The sequence below is a fragment of the Chryseobacterium sp. CG10_8 genome (assembly GCF_058117085.1).
The window spans coordinates 45953-65063 of the sequence record NZ_JBYVEB010000002.1; the positions used below are offsets into that span (position 1 = coordinate 45953).

The window sequence follows — 19111 nt, forward strand, 5'->3', positions numbered from 1 at the left end:
TAGTCAGATTTAATGAAAATACTAGCCAACGACGGAATTTCTAAAGCAGGTGAAAACGCACTAAAAAATGGTGGTTTGGAATTACTTGACCATCGAGTTGCCCAGGAACAACTTGCTGACTTCATCAATGAGAATCAAGTGGAGGTTTTGTTGGTTAGAAGCGCAACCAAAGTTCGCCAAGATTTAATCGACGCTTGTCCAAGCATCAAAATCATCGGAAGAGGAGGTGTTGGAATGGACAATATCGATGTCGAATATGCAAGAGCAAAAGGAATTCATGTGATTAATACTCCTAATGCTTCATCTCGTTCTGTTGCGGAAATGGTTTTTGCACACTTCTTCTCTTTAGCTAGATTTTTGCACGAATCTAATCGAATGATGCCGCTTGAAGGCGATACTAATTTCAATCAACTCAAAAAAGCTTATACCAATGCAGTTGAGCTTCAAGGAAAAACTCTTGGAGTTATTGGCTTTGGTGGAATAGGAAAAGAGGTCATCAAAATTGGTATTTCCCTTGGAATGAAAGTTAAAGTCTGCACCAGACAACCAAAAACCGAAAAACTAAGCCTAGAATTTTTTGACGGTCAAAAAGTGGAATTCGAAATTACTTCCACCAATGACATGAAAGACTTCCTAAAAGATGTTGACTTCCTAAGTCTTAACACCCCGAAAACCAGTGAGTATATCCTTGATACCCCCGAATTCGAAATAATGAAAGACGGCGTATTTATTGTGAATACAGCAAGAGGTGGTGTGATTAACGAAAAGACCATGTTAGACTTTATCGAAGAGGGAAAAATTGCAGGAGCCGCATTGGATGTATTCGAAAATGAGCCCAATCCAGAACTCGCCCTGCTTATGAATCCTGCACTTTCGCTTACACCGCATTTGGGTGGTAACACTCTGGATGCGCAGGAAAAAATAGGAACCGAACTTGCAGAACAGATTATAGAAATTCAAAAGCAATTGTAATAAGATATGCCAACTTTCAAACCTTTAAGAGGAGTAAGACCTCAAGGCGAATTTGTGGATTGTTTTCCATCTCATCCTTTAGATAATTTTACTCAAGAAGAAATTAATAAAAAAGCACAGATTGAAAATTCGTACATACAGATGATTAAACCCTATGTATGTAGTAAGTCCAAAGACGTCGATAGAAATCTGAGAAAGATTCGGCATAATTATGAGGAATTATTGGAGAAAAATGTATTGCATCAAGACAGAGGTGCGTACTATCTCTACGAACAAATTTATCCTAACAAAAATGTTTTTCGTGGACTTTTGGGCTTGGTAAGTGTGGAAGATTTTTGGAATGACAAAATCAAACGTCACGAAAGTACCATTCAGAAAAAGAAAGAAAAACTAGCTCATTATTTGGATAAAGTCAACATTCAGGCAGAACCTGTTCTATTGACTTATCCAGCCAATTCCAAAGTAGAGCTTCTCATGAATCATGAGGAGAAAAATATTCCAATCCTTAATTACGAAGATAGTTTGGGAATCAAACACAAACTTTGGAAAATTGACAACAGACTAAAGATGCAACAGCTAAAAGAAGTAATCGACCAAGTTGATTCGTTCTATATTGCTGACGGACACCACAGAATGGGTTCCACTGCTCTTCACGCAAAACACCAAAAGGAAAAAAATAAGAGACATACAGGTAACGAGCCTTATAACTTCGTTTACTCATTCATTGTTTCTAATCAATCGATTAAGATTCACGATTACAATAGACTTTTGAAGAACCTTCATGGAGTTCCTAAAGATGTCTTTTTGAAAAAATTAGAAGATTCTTTCTTGATACATGAAAAAGGTGAAACGCCTTATTTCCCATCTAAGAAATTTCACATTTCGATGTATATGGATGGTAAATTCTATTCGTTACACGTCAAACATGATTTGCGTTCCGACGATATCAACATGAACCACTTAGACCATCACTTGTTGGACAAACTTGTTTTTAAAGATATTCTTGGAATTGAAAAAACCGACGAATCAGAAAACATCGATTACTTGAAAGGAAATTCAGGAATTGAAGGGATCTTGAGATTAAAAGATGCTGTGGATTCTGGCAAGTACGAAGTTGGATTTGGAGTATATCCGGTAAGTTTCAACGAAATGTTGAAGATATCGGACAATAAAATCAGTATGCCTCCAAAATGTACCTTTATCGAACCAAAACTTGTGACTGCATTGTTAATGTATGACATGAAGTAGGCTTCTGTGACCCACCATCGAGATTGAATTAAATCCGATAATTACAATTAGACTATGAATAAGTTCCTCTGGCTATGTGCTGTTTTCATTTCTACCCTTTTCTTCGGGCAGAAAAAAACGGCTGTCAAAACCGTGGATTATCCTCAAATGTTTAAAAAAATATCGGACGAAATTTTACTGAATAGCGATGCTTATCAAAATTTAAGAGAACTCACCAAAGGTATTGGACCCCGTTTTGGCGGTACACCTGGTTATGCAAAAGCAGTTACTTGGGCAGAGCAAGAGCTTAAAAAAGCTGGTGCAACCAAAGTTTGGAAACAAGAAGTTAAATCTCCTGACTGGCAACGAGGAAATACTTCTCTACAAATAAAGACAGATAAAAGCAACTGGAAATCCTTGAAAACGCTGACTTTAGGCGGTTCCGAAGGGACAGCGGGTAAGGATTTGACAGGGGAAATTTTGCTTGTCAAGAATATGGCAGAATTCAGTCAAATGTTTTCCGCGGATGTCAAAGACAAGATTATATTCTTTAATTATGCCTTTGACCAAACCATCATTAATCCCGCAGAAGCTTATCTAATTGCAGGAAAGTACCGTTGGTCAGCTCCTAATCAAGTAAGCAAAAAAGGTTGCAAAGCCATTATTACAAGGTCAGCCACTTCAGGTTTTGACGATGTTCCGCATACAGGAAGCATGTATTATGATAATGATGTTGTCAACAAAATTCCTGCATTGACTATTGGTGCAAAAAGTGCGGATGAATTAGAGGAAATGCTCAAAAAAGGGAAAGTAACCGCTAAAATCAATTCAACTTCTGGGACTAAAGGCGAAAAAATCGATCATAATGTCATTGGTGAAATCCCAGGAAAAAGTGACAATAGCGTGATTCTCGTCGTTGCTCACCTCGACTCTTGGGATATTACTGAAGGAGCACATGACAACGGAGCTGGTGTTGTACAATGTTTGGAAGTCCTTCGAGCATTTACAGCTCTAGGAATTCAACCAAAGCATACCATCAGAGTGGTGCTTTTTGCTAATGAAGAAAATGGTGTTACTGGAGGAGAAACCTATGCATATCAAGTAAAAAAAAGTGAAGAAAAGCACCTTTTCGCGATTGAGAGTGATGCTGGAGGTTTTACACCTCGTGGAATTTCGCTGGACATGATTCCTCAAAGAAGAAAGCAGATTTTCGATTGGAAAAAGTATTTTGAACCTTTTGGAGTTTATGATTTTGACCAAGAATATTCGGGTCAAGATATTGCGCCACTCAAAAAGCAAAATATTCCTTTAGCGGAACTTGTTCCGGACATGCAAAGATATTTTGATATCCACCACACTTCTGAAGACACCTTCGAAAAAGTCAATCGCCGAGAATTACTTTTAGGCGCAGTTACGATGGCGCAAATCGTCTATATCATCGACCAAAACTGGTAGAAATTGATACCATCAAAATATCAGCTATTCTTTTCTGAATTTTAAACTCCAACCTGTGAAGCTAACTTCCAAATAGGTGATAACTCATTAGAATTTACCTTCAGAAATAATTTAAATCTAAATATTTTAAAGGAGAATTCCCTACCTAACTTCTACCCTTTCTCCCACAATCTGAATTTAAAATTAAACCTTTGAATTCAGCAAAAACATTTATTTCTTAACACTAAATCTTTGAGGAATTAAAGTCTTCTATCAATAAATTAAAGATTCAATACCGTTTTCAGGCAATCCCAATTACAAAATATTCAACAAAATTACCACACTTTTAAAATTCAATTCAACATACCTCCCAATCATTACGAAAGCCCTTAAACATTGCTAAAAACAACAAATATTTAATAAAATCAATTATGCTTTTCATAAGATTTAATTAATTGATTATCAATATTTAATAAAATTTAACAGCATCAATATACTATGCATGCATAATATTTATTATATTTGAAAAGGAAGTAAAACCCTTAACATGAAAAACACTACAAAAGAAAAACTAGAAATAGATTTAGTCCTGAAATCCACATGGTTAGCTGTCGCAAAGATGTATTCGGATCTGGCTTCGGAATATGATTCAACAGCTGTTCAGGCTTTAACATTATTGAAGATTGACCCCAAAAAAGGAACAAGAAGCACCAATTTGGGACCAAAAATGGCCATTGAGCCCACGTCTTTGACCCGAATTATAAAACTCCTTGAAGACAATGGATACATTTATAAGGAAAAAACTGTTCGCGACAAAAGAGAGGTCATTATTAAACTGACTCCAAAAGGAATGGAACATAGAGATATTTCCAAAGATGTTGTTGTCAGCTTTAATCAAAGGGTGGTTAACAAAGTTCCTCAAGACAAATTGGACACTTTTTATGAAGTGATGAACACCATCATGAAAACAGCTCAGGAACTCAATAATAAGAAATAGGTTCAGACTGAGATTAAGAAATAACGTATAAAAATGAAACCGAAAGGTTACATCGAACGATTAAAACGAATCAACTATTATATATGAAAAGACGAATCAAACACGTTACCGTTCTCGGTTCTGGGATTATGGGAAGCGGAATTGCGGCGCACTTTGCCAACATTGGCGTCGAAGTTCTACTTTTGGACATTGTCCCTTTTGAACTGACTGAAGCGGAACAGAAAAAAGGTCTTACCAAAGAAGACAAAGTGGTACGCAATCGTATTGCCACAGAGAATCTTGCTAAACTTCAGAAAGCAAGTCCTGCTCTACTCTACTCACCGAAATTTGCGGATAGAATTTCTGCCGGAAATTTTGATGACGACATGGCAAAAATCAAAAATACGGATTGGATTATAGAAGTCGTGGTTGAAAGATTGGACATCAAAAAATCCGTTTACGAAAAAATTGAACAATTCAGAAAACCTGGAACTTTGGTGTCTTCCAACACTTCGGGTATTCCTATTCATTTCCTAACAGAAGGAAGAAGCGACGATTTCAAGCAGTATTTTGCGGGAACTCACTTCTTTAACCCTGTTCGATATTTACCGCTTTTAGAAATTATTCCAACCAAGGATACACTTCCTGAAGTTGCAGATTTCTACATGAATTATGGCGCTCAATTTTTAGGAAAAACTACCGTTCTTGCGAAAGATACTCCTGCTTTTATTGCCAATAGAATTGGGGTTTTCAGCATGATGGATTTGTTGCACAACGTTCAGAAATTAGGATTAACCGTTTCTGATGTGGATAAATTAACAGGACCTGTCATTGGTCGTCCAAAATCAGCGACGTTTAGAACAGCGGATGTTGTTGGTTTAGACACTTTGGTTCATGTTGCAAACGGCGTTCGACAAAGTGGTATGGAAGCTAATGATTTTAATGATGTTTTTGCTTTGCCTGAATATATCCAAAAAATGATGGATAATAAATGGTTAGGTTCTAAAGCTGATGGTGGTTTCTACAAAAAAGTTAAAAATGCTGAAGGTAAGTCTGAAATTCATGGATTGAATTTGGACACCATGCAATACGAGTTGCAACGAAAATCGTCGTTCCCAACTTTGGAGCTGACCAAAACCATTGATAAACCTTTGGATAGATTTAAAGTTTTAATTAACGGAAAAGACAAAGCTGGAGAATTATACAGAAAATCTTTAGGTGCTTTGTTTGCCTATGTTTCTCACAAAGTTCCTGAAATTTCAGACGAAATCTACAAAATAGATGACGCCATGAAAGCAGGTTTCGGTTGGGAAAACGGACCTTTTGAAATTTGGGATTCAGTTGGTGTTTCCAAAGGAATCGAATTGGCTCAAGAAGCGGGTTACAGCGTTTCGGATTGGGTGAAACAATTGGCTGAAAAAGGTGAAACGTTTTACAAAGTAAGTAACGAAGGTCAAAGTATTTTCTTTGATAAAAATTCAGAAAACTACAACCAAATTCCGGGTCAAGAATCCTTTATCATCCTTGATAATATTAGAAAAAACAAAACGCTTTGGAGCAATTCAGAATCAGCAATCGAAGATTTAGGAGACGGAATCATCAATTTTGAAATCCGTTCCAAAATGAATTCTCTTGGTGGTGGTGTTTTAGATGGTTTGAACCGAGCGATTGACTTAGCCGAAAAAGAATATGACGGATTGGTTATCGCCAATCAAGGGGCAAATTTCTCAGTCGGAGCTAATCTTGCGATGATTTTGATGATGGCTGTTGACCAAGATTGGGATGACCTTAATATGGCGATTGCTTATTTCCAAAAATCGATGATGAGAGTAAGATATTCTTCTATTCCAGTTGTGGTTGCACCTTTCGGAATGACTTTAGGTGGTGGTTGCGAAATGACGCTTCATGCAGACCGAGTGGTTGCTTCCGCTGAAACGTATATCGGTTTGGTTGAAGTAGGTGTCGGAGTAATTCCTGGTGGTGGTGGAACCAAAGAAATGACCTTAAGAACTTCCCGTGAATTTGTTAAAGATGACGTTAAAAACAACCGTCTTCGTGATGCTTTCATGAATATCGCGATGGGAAAAGTGGCAACTTCTGCTTACGAAGCCTATGACATGCATATTTTGGAGAAAGGTAAAGACATTGTGGTCGTGAACAAAAATCGTCAAATCGCTGAAGCTAAAAAAGTTGCAAAACTTTTAGCCGAACAAGGTTACACGCAACCAATTGAACAAAAAGTAACGGTTTTAGGTAAAGACGCACTCGGAATGTTCTATGTTGGAACAGACCAAATGTTAGCTGGAAATTTCATTTCTGCCCACGACAAAAAAATTGCGGACAAATTAGCGAATGTTATGGTTGGCGGAAATCTTTCAGAACCAACTTTAGTGACGGAACAATACCTATTGAATTTAGAACGTGAGACTTTCCTACAACTTTGTGGCGAAAGAAAAACGCTGGAAAGAATTCAATACATGTTACAGAATGGGAAACCGCTAAGGAATTAGACTTGAGACTTTAAGACTCGAGACTAAAAGATAACAAAACTTAAATCTAAACCATTTATGCACAATATTAAAAAATTGAAAATTTGGAATGAATCAATTGATTTGTGTGTTGAAGTTTACAAAGCATTAGCGAATATGCCTAATGATGAAAAATATGGACTTTCTTCACAAATTAAAAGAGCCGTTGTTTCAATTTCTTCCAATATCGCAGAAGGAGCAGGAAGAGAAAGGAATAAAGAGTTTTTCTATTTTTTGAATATTGCCTATGGTTCTTCTTATGAACTACAAACTCAATTAATAATTTGTCATCGATTGAATTTTATTTCTGAAGAAATTATTGAACCTTTATTAAATAAGCTTGATGAAGTTCAAAAAATGATTTATGTTTTTAAAGAAAATATCAACAAAAGAATTATTTAAAGTAGATGAGAGTCTCAAATCTCTCGTCTTTAAATCTCTAATCTAAATGAAAACAGCATACATAATAAAAGGATTCCGAACTGCTGTCGGTAAAGCACCGAAAGGCAGTCTCAGATTTACCCGTCCTGATGTAATGGCCGCTACAGTGATTAAAAAACTGATGGCGGAAGTACCTCAATTGGACAAAAATAGAATTGACGACCTTATCGTTGGTAACGCAATGCCAGAAGCAGAACAAGGTCTTAACGTTGCTCGTCTAATTTCCTTGATGGGATTAGATACAGACAAAGTTCCAGGTGTTACAGTGAACAGATATTGCGCATCTGGAAGTGAAGCGATTGCGATTGCTTCTGCAAAAATCCAAGCAGGAATGGCAGATTGCATTATTGCGGGTGGAACAGAAAGCATGAGTTACATTCCAATGGGAGGTTACAAACCTGTTCCTGAAACGGATATCGCAAAATCCAATCCCGATTATTATTGGGGAATGGGTTACACTGCGGAAGCGGTTGCCAAGGAATTTAATATTTCTCGCCAAGAGCAAGATGAATTTGCATTTGCATCGCATCAAAAAGCTTTGAAAGCCATTTCTGAAAATCGTTTTGCGAATCAAATTGCACCAATTCCAGTTGAATATAATTTCTTGGACGAAAATCAAAAAATGCAAACCAAAAAGTTTGATTTCACTATTGATGAAGGACCAAGAGCAGATACGACTTTGGAAGGTTTAGGAAAGCTTCGACCAGTTTTTGCAAACGGAGGAAGTGTAACTGCCGGAAATTCATCTCAAATGAGTGATGGTGCCGCTTTTGTGATTGTGATGAGCGAAGAAATGGTTAAAGAATTAGGACTTGAACCTGAAGCAAGATTAGCGGCATACGCAACTGTAGGTCTTGAACCAAGAATCATGGGAATGGGACCAATCTATGCGATTCCAAAAGCATTGAAACAAGCTGGACTTCAACTGAATGATATCGATTTAATTGAATTGAATGAAGCCTTTGCTTCTCAATCGGTTGCCATCAAAAAAGAACTAAACCTTAATCCTGATATTCTCAATGTAAACGGTGGCGCAATAGCTCTTGGACATCCACTTGGTTGTACTGGAACAAAATTAACCGTTCAATTGTTAGACGAAATGAGAAAACGTGGCAACAAATACGGAATGGTTTCCATGTGTGTCGGTACAGGACAAGGTGCGGCGAGTATATTTGAACTTCTTTAAAAATTATAGATTTTAAATTATAAATTTTAGATGAAATGAGCTTCAAAGAAGATAATTTAATTCAAATAAAAACTTTTGATTTTGCTTTATTGATAATCAAATTTTATCAAGAATGTAAGTCTCAAAATGAATTTATTTTATCAAAACAAATTCTTCGTTGTGGTACTTCAATCGGAGCCAATGTAGAAGAAGCAATTGCAGCTCAATCGAAGAAAGATTTTATTTCTAAACTTTCAATAGCTAACAAAGAAGCTCGTGAAACAAAATATTGGTTAAGACTTTATCAATCTTCAAATTTGGTTCAAATAGATATTGAAACTCATTTAAAAGAAGTTGAAAGCATCATTAATATTTTGACCAAGATAATTAAAACTTCATCTGAAAATTTATAACACCGAATCCATAATTTAAAATTTATAATCCATAATTTAAAATTTAAGTAATGAGCACAATATTAAAAGGCGGAGAATTCCTAATCAAGGAAACCCCTGCAAACGAAATTTTCACTTTAGAAAACCTTAGCGAAGAACAAATAATGCTTCGCGAATCCATCAAAGAATTTATTGACAAAGAAGTCGTTCCACTTCGTGAGCGTTTCGAGCATAAAGATTACGCATTAACAGAAGAATGTATGCGGAAATTGGGAGAAATGGGCGTTTTGGGAATCGCCGTTCCTGAAGAATACGGTGGACTCGGAATGGGATTTGTAACCACCATGTTAGCATGTGATATGGCTTCTGGAGCAAACGGTTCCTTAGCAACGGCTTATGGAGCGCACACTGGAATCGGAACCCTTCCAATTCTTCTTTACGGAACCGAAGAACAAAAGCAAAAATACTTGCCAGATTTGGCAGGTGGAACAAAGTTTGGAGCGTATTGTTTAACGGAGCCCGATGCCGGTTCGGATGCTAATTCTGGAAAAACGAAAGCTAAACTTTCCGACGATGGAAAACATTATATCATTAATGGTCAAAAAATGTGGATCTCTAACGCAGGTTTTGCCGATACTTTCACACTTTTCGCTAAAATAGATGATGATAAAAACATCACTGGATTTGTGGTGAACAGAAGCGAACTAGAAGATCCAAACTCTTTGACAATGGGAGAAGAAGAACACAAATTGGGAATCCGTTCTTCTTCAACAAGACAGGTATTCTTTAATGATATGAAAATTCCTGTTGAAAACCTTTTGGGTGAAAGAAATAACGGTTTCAAAATCGCATTGAACGCTTTGAATGTTGGAAGAATTAAATTAGCAGCTGCAAATCTCGATGGACAAAGAAGAATTTTGAATTATTCTTTACAATATGCCAACGAAAGAAAACAATTTGGAGTTGCAATTTCCACTTTCGGAGCTATTCGCAAAAAATTAGCAGAAATGGCTACTGGAGTTTTCGTTTCTGAAGCAGGGTCTTATCGTGCAGCAAAAGATGTTCAGAATAAAATCGATGAATTGGTTGCTGGAGGAATGAATCATCAAGAAGCAGAATTAAAGGGTGTGGAAGAATTTGCAGTAGAGTGTTCCATTCTTAAAGTATTTGTTTCAGATCTTACCCAAAATACAGCCGATGAAGGAATTCAAATTTATGGAGGCATGGGATTCTCTGCAGATGCTCCCATGGAAGCACCGTGGAGAGATGCAAGAATTGCAAGAATCTATGAAGGAACCAACGAAATTAACCGACTTTTAGCGGTAGGAATGTTGATTAAACGTGCGATGAAAGGACAATTAGATTTGTTAACGCCTGCAATGGCCATTCAAAAAGAAATGATGGGACTTCCATCTTTCGAAGTTCCAGATTATTCTGCTTTTATGAGTGAAGAAAAAGCGCTAATTGCGAATTTGAAAAAAGTATTCTTGATGGTTTCTGGAGCTGCGTTGCAGAAATACATGATGGAAATCGAAAAACATCAACATCTTTTGTTGAATGCTTCAGAAATTTTGAATCAAATTTACATGGCTGAATCTGCAATTTTGAGAGCTGAAAAATCGTTCACACCAGATTCTATCCAAGCAGCAATGGCTCAACTGAATCTTTACAAAGCGGTTGAAAAAATCATTGTAGCAGCAAAAGAAGGAATCCTTTCTTTCTCCGAAGGCGATGAGCAACGAATGATGCTTTCTGCTCTTAGAAGATTTACAAAGTACACCAATAACCCGAACGTGATTGCATTAACTGAAAAAATTGCAGCACATTTTGTGGAAAAAGGAGGATATTAATTAGGTTATGATTAAGATTAAATCTCGTATTTATAAAACACCTTCCCATTTGGAAGGTGTTTTTTTTGTATTTTAGTTTTTTCAAATTGATGTTTAGAATAAAAAAACACTATTTCGACGGGATAGATGACAAAGGAAATACAATAATTTTGTATTCTGCAAAACTCTCTTTATTTGGGATACCAATTCCTTATTCTTCATTTATCATTTCAAATTCAGATGGTCCGTTAGAAAAATCATTTCTTAAAAAAGCAACGGTCATAACATCAAAAAAAGCCAGTTTTCATTTATTAAATTCATATCAAATTTGTGGAAATTGGGAAAAAATTGACCATGGATTTTCAGAAGTTCTATTACAAAATAATAGTAAAAAACTATATTGGAATTGCCACCACCCAAAAGCAAATTTTGAAGTAAGATGTGGAGATTACTCTTTTTATGGACTAGGTTATGCTGAAACGTTGGAAATGAATTTTGCGCCTTGGAAACTTCCAATTACAGAGCTCAAATGGGGACGCTTTCTGTCAGAAAATCACACCATAATTTGGATTGAATGGATTGGGAAACAACCGTTGAAAAAAGTTTTCTGGAATGGAAAAACGATTAAAAACGTCGAAATTTCGGATGATGGTTTATATTTTAAACAAGAGAATGCAACATTGAAATTTGAAAATCCCATCACCATCAAAAACGAAATACTCCTTTCAATTGTCGATAAATACTCCTTTTTAAAAATTTTCTTCAGTAAAAAATTTTTGAATTCCAGAGAAATGAAATTTAAAAGTCGCTCCACTTTAGAAATGGACAACCAAACAGAACAAGGATTTTCACTTTATGAAAAAGTCTTATGGAACATGCAAAAGTCACTTTTCAAAAAATCATTTACGGAAGCACCTTCTGTATCATTTTACCGGTCCTGCTCATCTTTTGGGCTTATAGAACCAATCCAATCATCCACCTTCCCGTTCCAAATTTCCCATTGGTATTCTTAGCGATGGCTACCATTGGTTTCTTAATGATTCTTTGGGCGATGTATAACCTATGGAACAAAGGAAAAGGACTTCCGATGAACGCTTTTCCTCCACAAAATTATGTCAGTACAGGATTATATCATTTTTTTCATCATCCGATTTATGTTGGAGCCATACTCATGTCATTTGGAATCTCAGGATACTTTCAATCTCCGTCGGGATTTTGGTTCGTCTCTCCTACTTTTATAATATTGATTATCTGTTACATCATCGGTTTTGAAAATGAAGTTATTTCAAAAGCATTTGAAAATAAATACCACAAAACATTCTTTGACTTTCCCGATGACAACAACGAAAATATCAGTTTTAAAAATAAAATACTCATTTACATTTGGGTTTTCATCCCTTGGTTATTGATTTATGAAAGTTTTATTTTCATCGGCAAACCAATGGACGCCATTGTTACCAACATCATTTGGGACACGAAAATTCCTTTCATGGATTTCACTGTAATTCCATACATTTTGCTTTATCCGTTGGCTATTTTGTTTCCATTTATTTTGAATAAGAATAGAGAAGTAAGGTCATTTATTTTTGATTCGATTTCAGGAATGGTGCTTATTTTTTACTGCTATTTATCTTTTCCATTTGTTATTGATTATCAACCTATTGAAAATACCAATATCTTTACTCAACTTATTATTTGGGGACGAGAAACAGATGGTGTCGTTTGTGCATTACCATCATTCCATATATTTTGGGCGTTAATCGTTTCTAAATATTATTCAAAGGCATTCCCAAAAGCAAAATTGATTTTTGCAATTATTGGTTGGGCAATTACCATCAGTTGTTTAACGACTAAAAATCATACGATTCTGGATGTAATTTTCGGAATCACCGCCTACTACATCGTTCATCATCGAAAAAAAATTTATGAATTTCTCATCCAAGGATGCGAAAACATTTCAAACTCTTGGAAAGAATGACGAATCGGAAAAATCAGAATTATTAATCACGGATTTTATGCCGCATTAGGAGGAATTTCAGGTTTTTTAATTATTGGATACTTTTTACCCAATCACCTTCCATTGGTCTATCTAATTGGAATTTCAGGCTTTGTTGGAGCTGGACTTTGGGCACAATTTATCGAAGGTTCGCCAATGCTTTTGCGTCCTTTCGGATATTATGGAAGTGTTATCGGGATGGGACTCACAATAATTTTAATTTCAATATTTAGTGATTACAGTTTTTGGTATGTGGTTGCAATTTCTACTTTAGCAGCGAGTTCCATTCAGTTTTTTGGTCGATTTCGATGTCTTGTGCAAGGTTGTTGTCATGGTAAACCAACAGACCAAGTTTTGGGAATTAAATTCTGTCATCCCAAATCACGAGTCAATAAAATCGCAGGTTGGAGCGGAAAGAACCTATACCCTACTCAATTTTATTCTATAGCTTGTAATCTTTTGACTTTATTTTTTCTTTTCAGATTGGTAAGTTTAGAGATGCCTTGCTCCTTCATTGCAGGGATGTATCTTATCTTGAACGGAAGCTTCCGATTTGTTGAAGAATCTTTGAGAGGCGAACCACAAACTCCCTATTTCATGGGCATGAGAGTCTATCAATGGTTAGCTCTGCTGTCAATTTTCATTGGAATTGCTTTTACTTGCGTCGAATCTGAAACACTTTCCACAGGTAGTTTTAACTTTTCATTAGTTTTTAATGCCCTTATTTATGGATTCTTAGTTCTATTCGCCTATGGAATCGACTTTCCAGAAAGCAATAAACGATTTTCGAGATTGACGCAATAGATAAAATTTTCATTTTAGCCACATCAAACATTACTCAATAAGTAAAATAAAGTCGTCCTCATAATATGTTATCACTCTCTAAGTAATCCTTCATTTATCTTTCGAATATCACGTTTCAGTTCATAAAACATATCTCTCACATTTTGGTCGGAGGAGAATTCATCGGGTTCAAATTCTTTGGTGTTGATGCTACAAGCAAATTCCCAAATTTCCCTAACTTCCGTCAATGGAATTCTCAGTGGTTCGTAAAAATTGTTATCCGATTTTACACAAATAAAATTCCCCTCGTGAAACTGAAATCTTTTATAAATAATCCCATCATTCGTGGTGATGAAAACATAGGTTTTATCGGTTTTAAGGTCAGATAAATTTTCTACATACTTTCCAACTATGTAAGTTCCGTCTTTGTAAGGTGGCATCGAATCGCCACTCGCAGGAAACGCACGATATTTTCCATTTCTAAGGAAAGGCAACGAAATGGTTTGCAAACTATCAATATATTCAGGGTCGCTGTAGCCATTCAGGTAGCCCATTGATGCCTTTTGTGGAATAATCTCGATATGATTTTCGCCAAAAGAATCAACTTTAATTGGTAAAAGAATTCGGTTATCTGGAAGCGCTAACATCTCTTCCAAAGGATATTTTCGGATATCAACGGACACCAAAAGGTCGATGCTGATTTGGAAAAATTTAGAAATTCTAAGTAAGATTTCAATCGGGGGTTCCGAGGTTCCGTCCTCATATTTTGCATACCGAACTCGGGTAATCAATAATAGGTCAGAAACTTTTTGTTGAGAAAATTCTTTTCGATTTCTCAGAAAACGCAGATTATCAGATAGAACAGACATTGTTATAATTTATACCAACAAATATAATAAATTTTGATACAAAACGTAATAATTTTGTCAAATGAATCGTGCAATTGTACATATGGACTTGGATACATTTTTTGTTTCGTGCGAGCGTTTACAAAATTCCAAACTCAACGGAATCCCCGTTATCATCGGCGGTGGAGACCGTGGTGTGGTTGCTTCATGCTCGTATGAAGCGCGACATTTCGGGGTTCGTTCGGCAATGCCTACCAAAATGGCGCTTCGGTTGTGTCCCGACGCCAAAGTCATCAAAGGTGACCACGAATTGTACTCTAATCTTTCCAAAACAGTGACCGAAATTATTCAGAAAAAAGTTCCGGTTTTGGAAAAAGCAAGCATCGACGAATTTTATCTTGATCTTTCCGGAATGGACAAATTTTTCGGTTGTTATCAATGGACACAAGAAATTGCTCAATCCGTGATTAAAAACACTGGACTTCCTATCAGTTTTGCTTTATCAACCAATAAAACGGTTTCCAAAATCGGTACTGGTGAAGCCAAACCTTTAGGTAAATTAGAAATTAAAGAAAATTTAATTAAACCTTTTTTGAATCCTCTTTCCATCAAAAAAATTCCGATGGTGGGAAGCGTTACGTTTCAATTGTTATCGAGAATTGGCATCAGAACCATCCAAACCTTATCCGAAATGCCCGTTGATGTTCTTCAACAAATGATTGGGAAAAACGGATCCGAACTTTGGAAAAAAGCCAACGGAATCGATGAAACACCTGTCATTCAATACTCCGAACGAAAGTCAATTTCTACGGAACATACCTTCACGCAAGACAGTATGGATGTCGAAAAAATGAACGAGCTCATCTCTGGAATGGTAGAGCAACTCTGCTATCAACTTCGAAAAGAAAAATGGCTCACCTCGATTGTGACGGTCAAAATCAGATACGCCAATTTCGATACCGAAACCAAGCAAGTCAAAATTCCGTACACCGCGGTTGACCACACTTTGTCGAAATACGCTTCGGAATTATTCAAAAAACTATACACGAGGCGAATGCGATTGCGTTTGGTTGGTGTACGATTTTCGGGATTGGTGAGAGGAAACCATCAGATGAATTTATTTGAAGACACCGAAGAACTCATAAATCTATATCAAAGTATGGACTATCTAAAAAAACGTTTCGGAAGCAATGCAGTTGGACGAGCGTCGGGATTTAGGTTTTAACGGGTTGCGGGTTGCGAGTTATGAGTTTTGAAGAATGAGGGAAGATGGATGATGGAAGAAAATTAATAATTAAAACTTTCTCTCTTTGTTCTTTTCTCTTTTCTCTTTCCTCCCGTCTCATGTCTCGTGTCTCATGTCTCATGTCTCGTATCTCGTGTCTCACGTCTAATATCTAACTTCTAAAATCTAACCTCTAAAAAAATGTTCCTCAACTGTCACACTTATCACAGCCTTCGATACGGCACCATTTCCATTGAAGATTTGGTTCAGCAAGCTGTGGAATTAGGTATTAACACTTTGGCTTTAACGGACATTAATACGATTACGGGAATTTATGACTTCTATAAACTCTGCAAGATTCATCAGATAAAACCTATCGTCGGAATGGATGTTCGGTTGGATAATGACTTGTACTATATTCTTTTGGCTCAAAATAAAGAGGGAATTGCCAACATCAATCAAATGATGACTCGGTTCAATTGTGAGCAAATTCCGCTCCCGAAAACGCATCCCGAATTAGAAAATGTAGTTGTGATTTATCCTTTGGAAAAAGTTCCTGAAACTTTAGAGAAGAACGAATTCATCGGTATTCGTCCTGAAGAAATTAATTTTTTGGTTCAGAAAAAATGGAAAACATTGCTTCATAAAATGATGGTTCTCCAACCCATCACTTTCAAAACCAAAAAAGACTTTAACCTCCATCGAATTTTAAGGGCAATTGACCACAATACATTGCTTTCAAAATTGACAAATCAAGATATTTGTGATACTTCCGAATATCTAAAACCGACTTTCGAGGTGCTAAAACACTACAAAAACTACCCTCAAATTATTGAAAATACGGAACGAATTATCGAACAATGTCAGTTTGAATTCGATTTTTCGACACCTAAAAACAAACAAAATTTTACCGATTCCAAAGAAAATGATAGAATCCTCCTTCGAAAATTGGCTTATGAAGGTCTTAAAAAACGCTACTCCGAAAACGATGAAACCGCAACCAAAAGAATTGAAAAAGAATTGCGAGTGATTGACGAACTCAATTTTAGCGGTTACTTTTTGATTACTTGGGATATCATTCAGTATAGCAACAGTCGGGGTTTTATGCACGTTGGAAGAGGAAGTGGTGCCAATTCTATTGTCAGTTATTGTTTGGGCATCACGGACATTTGTCCTTTGGAACTCGACCTTTATTTTGAAAGATTTTTGAATTTAAATCGAAAAACTCCTCCCGATTTTGATATCGATTGGAGTTGGCAAGAACGAGACGAAATCTTGCGCTACATTTTTAATAAATATGGAAAAAACCACGTTGCTTTTTGTGGAACTAATGTTCAGTTCAAGTACCGTTCAATTTTCCGTGAAGTGGGTAAAGCCTTTGGTTTACCTAAAGAAGAACTGGATGTCCTTGCCAAAAATCCAATGGCATTGCACGATGATAATTCGGTGGTGAAACTCGTTCAGAAATACGGAATGCTTTTAGAAAAATTCCCGAATCAACGAAGTATGCACGCTTGTGGAATTTTGATTTCGGAAGAACCTATCACCAATTTTACCGCTTTGGAAATGCCTCCAAAAGGTTTTCCTATCGTTCAGTTCGATATGCACGTCGCAGAAGATATTGGTTTTGAAAAATTTGATATCCTTTCTCAGCGTGGTTTGGGAACAATTAATGACACCGTAAAACTCATCGAACAAAATCGTAGAATTACGGTGGATATTCGGGATACATCGATTTCAAAAGATGAAAAAACGGCAAATGAATATTTGGCTCAAGGAAAAACTTTAGGCTGTTTCTACATCGAAAGTCCTGCAATGAGAGGGCTACTTCGACGGTTGAAATGCGACAATTACAAAACTTTGGTCGCCGCGTCGTCCATTATTAGACCAGGTGTTGCACAAAGTGGAATGATGCGCGAATATATTTTCCGACACAATAACCCTCATCAATTCGAATATTTTCACGATGTTTTTAAAGAACAATTGGGTGAAACTTATGGAATTATGGTGTATCAGGAAGATGTCATTAAAATCGCTCTGCATTTTGGTGGTGTTTCTGCGGACGATGGCGACATTTTACGAAGAGCGATGAGTGGAAAAAGTCGTTCTTTGAAGAAGCTTCAGGAAGTGAAAGAGCATTTTTTTCAATCCTGTAGAAAACAAGGGCATCCCGAAAAATTGTCACAAGAAGTCTATCGTCAAATCGAAAGTTTTGCGGGATATTCCTTTTGTAAGGCGCATTCGGCTTCTTATGCGGTGGAAAGTTATCAAAGTCTTTATTTAAAAGTTCATTTCCCGATTGAATTTATGGTTGGAGCCATCAACAATGGCGGTGGATTTTACAGAACCGAAGTCTACGTCCACGAATGCCGAATGTCGGGGGCAACCATTCTTAATCCTTGTATTAATCGGAGTGATTACAAGACAACGTTATACGGAACCGACGTTTATTTGGGCTTTATGCATATCGAAAAATTAGAAGGTCGATTGGCACAATTTATCCCTGAAGAACGAAAAAACAATGGTGATTATCTGTCTTTGGAGGATTTTGTGAAACGTGTTCCTATCGGTTTAGAAACACTTCAAATTTTAGTTTTTGCGGGAGCATTTCGCTTCACAGGAAAGAAAAAAAACGAGTTATTGATTGAAGTCCGATTGTTGATGGTGAACTTCAAACCGGATTTTCGACTGCCATCATTTTTTGAAACGCCACCTCAGAAATATCAACTTCCACAACTCCAACGCAATCCTTTGGAAGATGCTTTCGACGAGATTGAAATTTTAGGTTTTCCCGTTTCTTGCAGTCCGTTTGATTTGCTTCAGACCAAATATCGAGGTTCTGTGATGGCGAAAGATTTAATTAAATTTCATAAGAAACAAGTTAAAATGTTGGCGTATCTCATCTCAAGAAAACACGTTCCCACCAAAAAAGGAACGATGTATTTCGGAACTTGGATTGATGTGGAAGGAGACTATTTTGATACGGCGCATTTCCCCGATTGTCTTATACAATATCCATTCGCAGGAGGTGGTGTTTATTTGCTTTTGGGAACGGTGGAAGTCGACTTTCATTTTCCTACGATTACGATACACAAAATGGCAAAAATGCCTTTCATTCCAGACCCTCGCTACGAATTAGAAAAAGAAAAACGCTACGAAGTTTACCAAAAAATCAACGAAGATGTCAGTATGACTTGGCGACAACCTTACCCCAGCGAAAACGAAATTGGTTTACCGAGAAGGAAAATGAAGTCTTAACTTCAATACTATCTCGAGTTCTATAAAAACGCAACGA

At 36.6% G+C, this 19111-nt stretch carries 15 protein-coding genes; 14 read left to right on the plus strand and 1 reads right to left on the minus strand.

Going from position 1 to position 19111, the window contains the following annotated elements; translation table 11 throughout:
* Positions 1–12 precede the first annotated feature (12 nt).
* From AC4AGG_RS00685 to AC4AGG_RS00740, 12 genes are all read left to right on the plus strand, one after another.
* Positions 13–972: a D-2-hydroxyacid dehydrogenase gene (locus AC4AGG_RS00685; protein ID WP_489770042.1), complete on the plus strand. Its 960-nt coding sequence runs from the start codon at positions 13–15 to the stop codon at positions 970–972.
* Positions 973–978: 6 nt separating this feature from the next.
* Positions 979–2220, plus strand: coding sequence for a DUF1015 domain-containing protein (locus AC4AGG_RS00690; RefSeq protein ID WP_489770043.1), 1242 nt, complete (start codon positions 979–981; stop codon positions 2218–2220).
* Between the two features lie 54 nt (positions 2221–2274).
* Positions 2275–3654, plus strand: a complete 1380-nt coding sequence (locus tag AC4AGG_RS00695) for a M20/M25/M40 family metallo-hydrolase (RefSeq protein WP_489770044.1) — start codon at positions 2275–2277, stop codon at positions 3652–3654.
* A gap of 526 nt (positions 3655–4180) precedes the next feature.
* A complete protein-coding gene (locus AC4AGG_RS00700; protein ID WP_489770045.1) occupies positions 4181–4630 on the plus strand; it encodes a MarR family winged helix-turn-helix transcriptional regulator in 450 nt (149 codons plus the stop codon).
* An 83-nt stretch (positions 4631–4713) separates the two neighbouring features.
* Positions 4714–7119 (plus strand): 3-hydroxyacyl-CoA dehydrogenase/enoyl-CoA hydratase family protein, encoded by a 2406-nt coding sequence (locus AC4AGG_RS00705; protein WP_489770046.1) that lies wholly within the window; start codon positions 4714–4716, stop codon positions 7117–7119.
* Positions 7120–7194: 75 nt separating this feature from the next.
* Positions 7195–7539 (plus strand): four helix bundle protein, encoded by a 345-nt coding sequence (locus tag AC4AGG_RS00710; RefSeq protein ID WP_489770047.1) that lies wholly within the window; start codon positions 7195–7197, stop codon positions 7537–7539.
* A gap of 46 nt (positions 7540–7585) precedes the next feature.
* Positions 7586–8764, plus strand: a complete 1179-nt coding sequence (locus AC4AGG_RS00715) for a thiolase family protein (protein ID WP_489770048.1) — start codon at positions 7586–7588, stop codon at positions 8762–8764.
* A 35-nt stretch (positions 8765–8799) separates the two neighbouring features.
* On the plus strand, positions 8800–9156 hold the full coding sequence (locus AC4AGG_RS00720; protein WP_489770049.1) for a four helix bundle protein: 357 nt from the start codon (positions 8800–8802) through the stop codon (positions 9154–9156).
* A 50-nt stretch (positions 9157–9206) separates the two neighbouring features.
* A complete protein-coding gene (locus AC4AGG_RS00725; protein WP_489770050.1) occupies positions 9207–10985 on the plus strand; it encodes an acyl-CoA dehydrogenase FadE in 1779 nt (592 codons plus the stop codon).
* An 89-nt stretch (positions 10986–11074) separates the two neighbouring features.
* Complete coding sequence (locus AC4AGG_RS00730; RefSeq protein ID WP_489770051.1) at positions 11075–11977, plus strand: hypothetical protein; 903 nt, start codon at positions 11075–11077, stop codon at positions 11975–11977.
* A 2-nt stretch (positions 11978–11979) separates the two neighbouring features.
* Positions 11980–12942, plus strand: coding sequence for a phosphatase PAP2 family protein (locus AC4AGG_RS00735; RefSeq protein WP_489770082.1), 963 nt, complete (start codon positions 11980–11982; stop codon positions 12940–12942).
* A gap of 102 nt (positions 12943–13044) precedes the next feature.
* Positions 13045–13764 carry a prolipoprotein diacylglyceryl transferase family protein gene (locus AC4AGG_RS00740; RefSeq protein ID WP_489770052.1) on the plus strand — a complete coding sequence of 240 codons (720 nt, stop codon included), beginning with the start codon at positions 13045–13047 and terminating at the stop codon, positions 13762–13764.
* A gap of 71 nt (positions 13765–13835) precedes the next feature.
* On the opposite strand, the gene AC4AGG_RS00745 is transcribed toward AC4AGG_RS00740, so the two are convergent.
* A complete protein-coding gene (locus tag AC4AGG_RS00745) occupies positions 13836–14612 on the minus strand; it encodes an XRE family transcriptional regulator (protein ID WP_489770053.1) in 777 nt (258 codons plus the stop codon).
* Positions 14613–14673: 61 nt separating this feature from the next.
* Between AC4AGG_RS00745 and dinB the strand changes: the two genes are divergently transcribed.
* A complete protein-coding gene (gene dinB, locus AC4AGG_RS00750; protein WP_489770054.1) occupies positions 14674–15816 on the plus strand; it encodes a DNA polymerase IV in 1143 nt (380 codons plus the stop codon).
* A 201-nt stretch (positions 15817–16017) separates the two neighbouring features.
* Complete coding sequence (locus tag AC4AGG_RS00755) at positions 16018–19074, plus strand: DNA polymerase III subunit alpha (RefSeq protein WP_489770055.1); 3057 nt, start codon at positions 16018–16020, stop codon at positions 19072–19074.
* Positions 19075–19111: the final 37 nt, after the last annotated feature.

What these genes read in the sequence shown, in the direction of transcription:
- AC4AGG_RS00685 (WP_489770042.1), top strand. Translation starts at nt 13, where the DNA reads ATGAAAATACTAGCCAACGACGGAATTTCTAAAGCAGGTGAAAACGCA.
- AC4AGG_RS00690 (WP_489770043.1), top strand. Translation starts at nt 979, where the DNA reads ATGCCAACTTTCAAACCTTTAAGAGGAGTAAGACCTCAAGGCGAATTT.
- AC4AGG_RS00695 (WP_489770044.1), top strand. Translation starts at nt 2,275, where the DNA reads ATGAATAAGTTCCTCTGGCTATGTGCTGTTTTCATTTCTACCCTTTTC.
- AC4AGG_RS00700 (WP_489770045.1), top strand. Translation starts at nt 4,181, where the DNA reads ATGAAAAACACTACAAAAGAAAAACTAGAAATAGATTTAGTCCTGAAA.
- AC4AGG_RS00705 (WP_489770046.1), top strand. Translation starts at nt 4,714, where the DNA reads ATGAAAAGACGAATCAAACACGTTACCGTTCTCGGTTCTGGGATTATG.
- AC4AGG_RS00715 (WP_489770048.1), top strand. Translation starts at nt 7,586, where the DNA reads ATGAAAACAGCATACATAATAAAAGGATTCCGAACTGCTGTCGGTAAA.
- AC4AGG_RS00720 (WP_489770049.1), top strand. Translation starts at nt 8,800, where the DNA reads ATGAGCTTCAAAGAAGATAATTTAATTCAAATAAAAACTTTTGATTTT.
- AC4AGG_RS00725 (WP_489770050.1), top strand. Translation starts at nt 9,207, where the DNA reads ATGAGCACAATATTAAAAGGCGGAGAATTCCTAATCAAGGAAACCCCT.
- AC4AGG_RS00730 (WP_489770051.1), top strand. Translation starts at nt 11,075, where the DNA reads ATGTTTAGAATAAAAAAACACTATTTCGACGGGATAGATGACAAAGGA.
- AC4AGG_RS00735 (WP_489770082.1), top strand. Translation starts at nt 11,980, where the DNA reads ATGGCTACCATTGGTTTCTTAATGATTCTTTGGGCGATGTATAACCTA.
- AC4AGG_RS00745 (WP_489770053.1), bottom strand. Translation starts at nt 14,612, where the DNA reads ATGTCTGTTCTATCTGATAATCTGCGTTTTCTGAGAAATCGAAAAGAA.
- dinB (WP_489770054.1), top strand. Translation starts at nt 14,674, where the DNA reads ATGAATCGTGCAATTGTACATATGGACTTGGATACATTTTTTGTTTCG.
- AC4AGG_RS00755 (WP_489770055.1), top strand. Translation starts at nt 16,018, where the DNA reads ATGTTCCTCAACTGTCACACTTATCACAGCCTTCGATACGGCACCATT.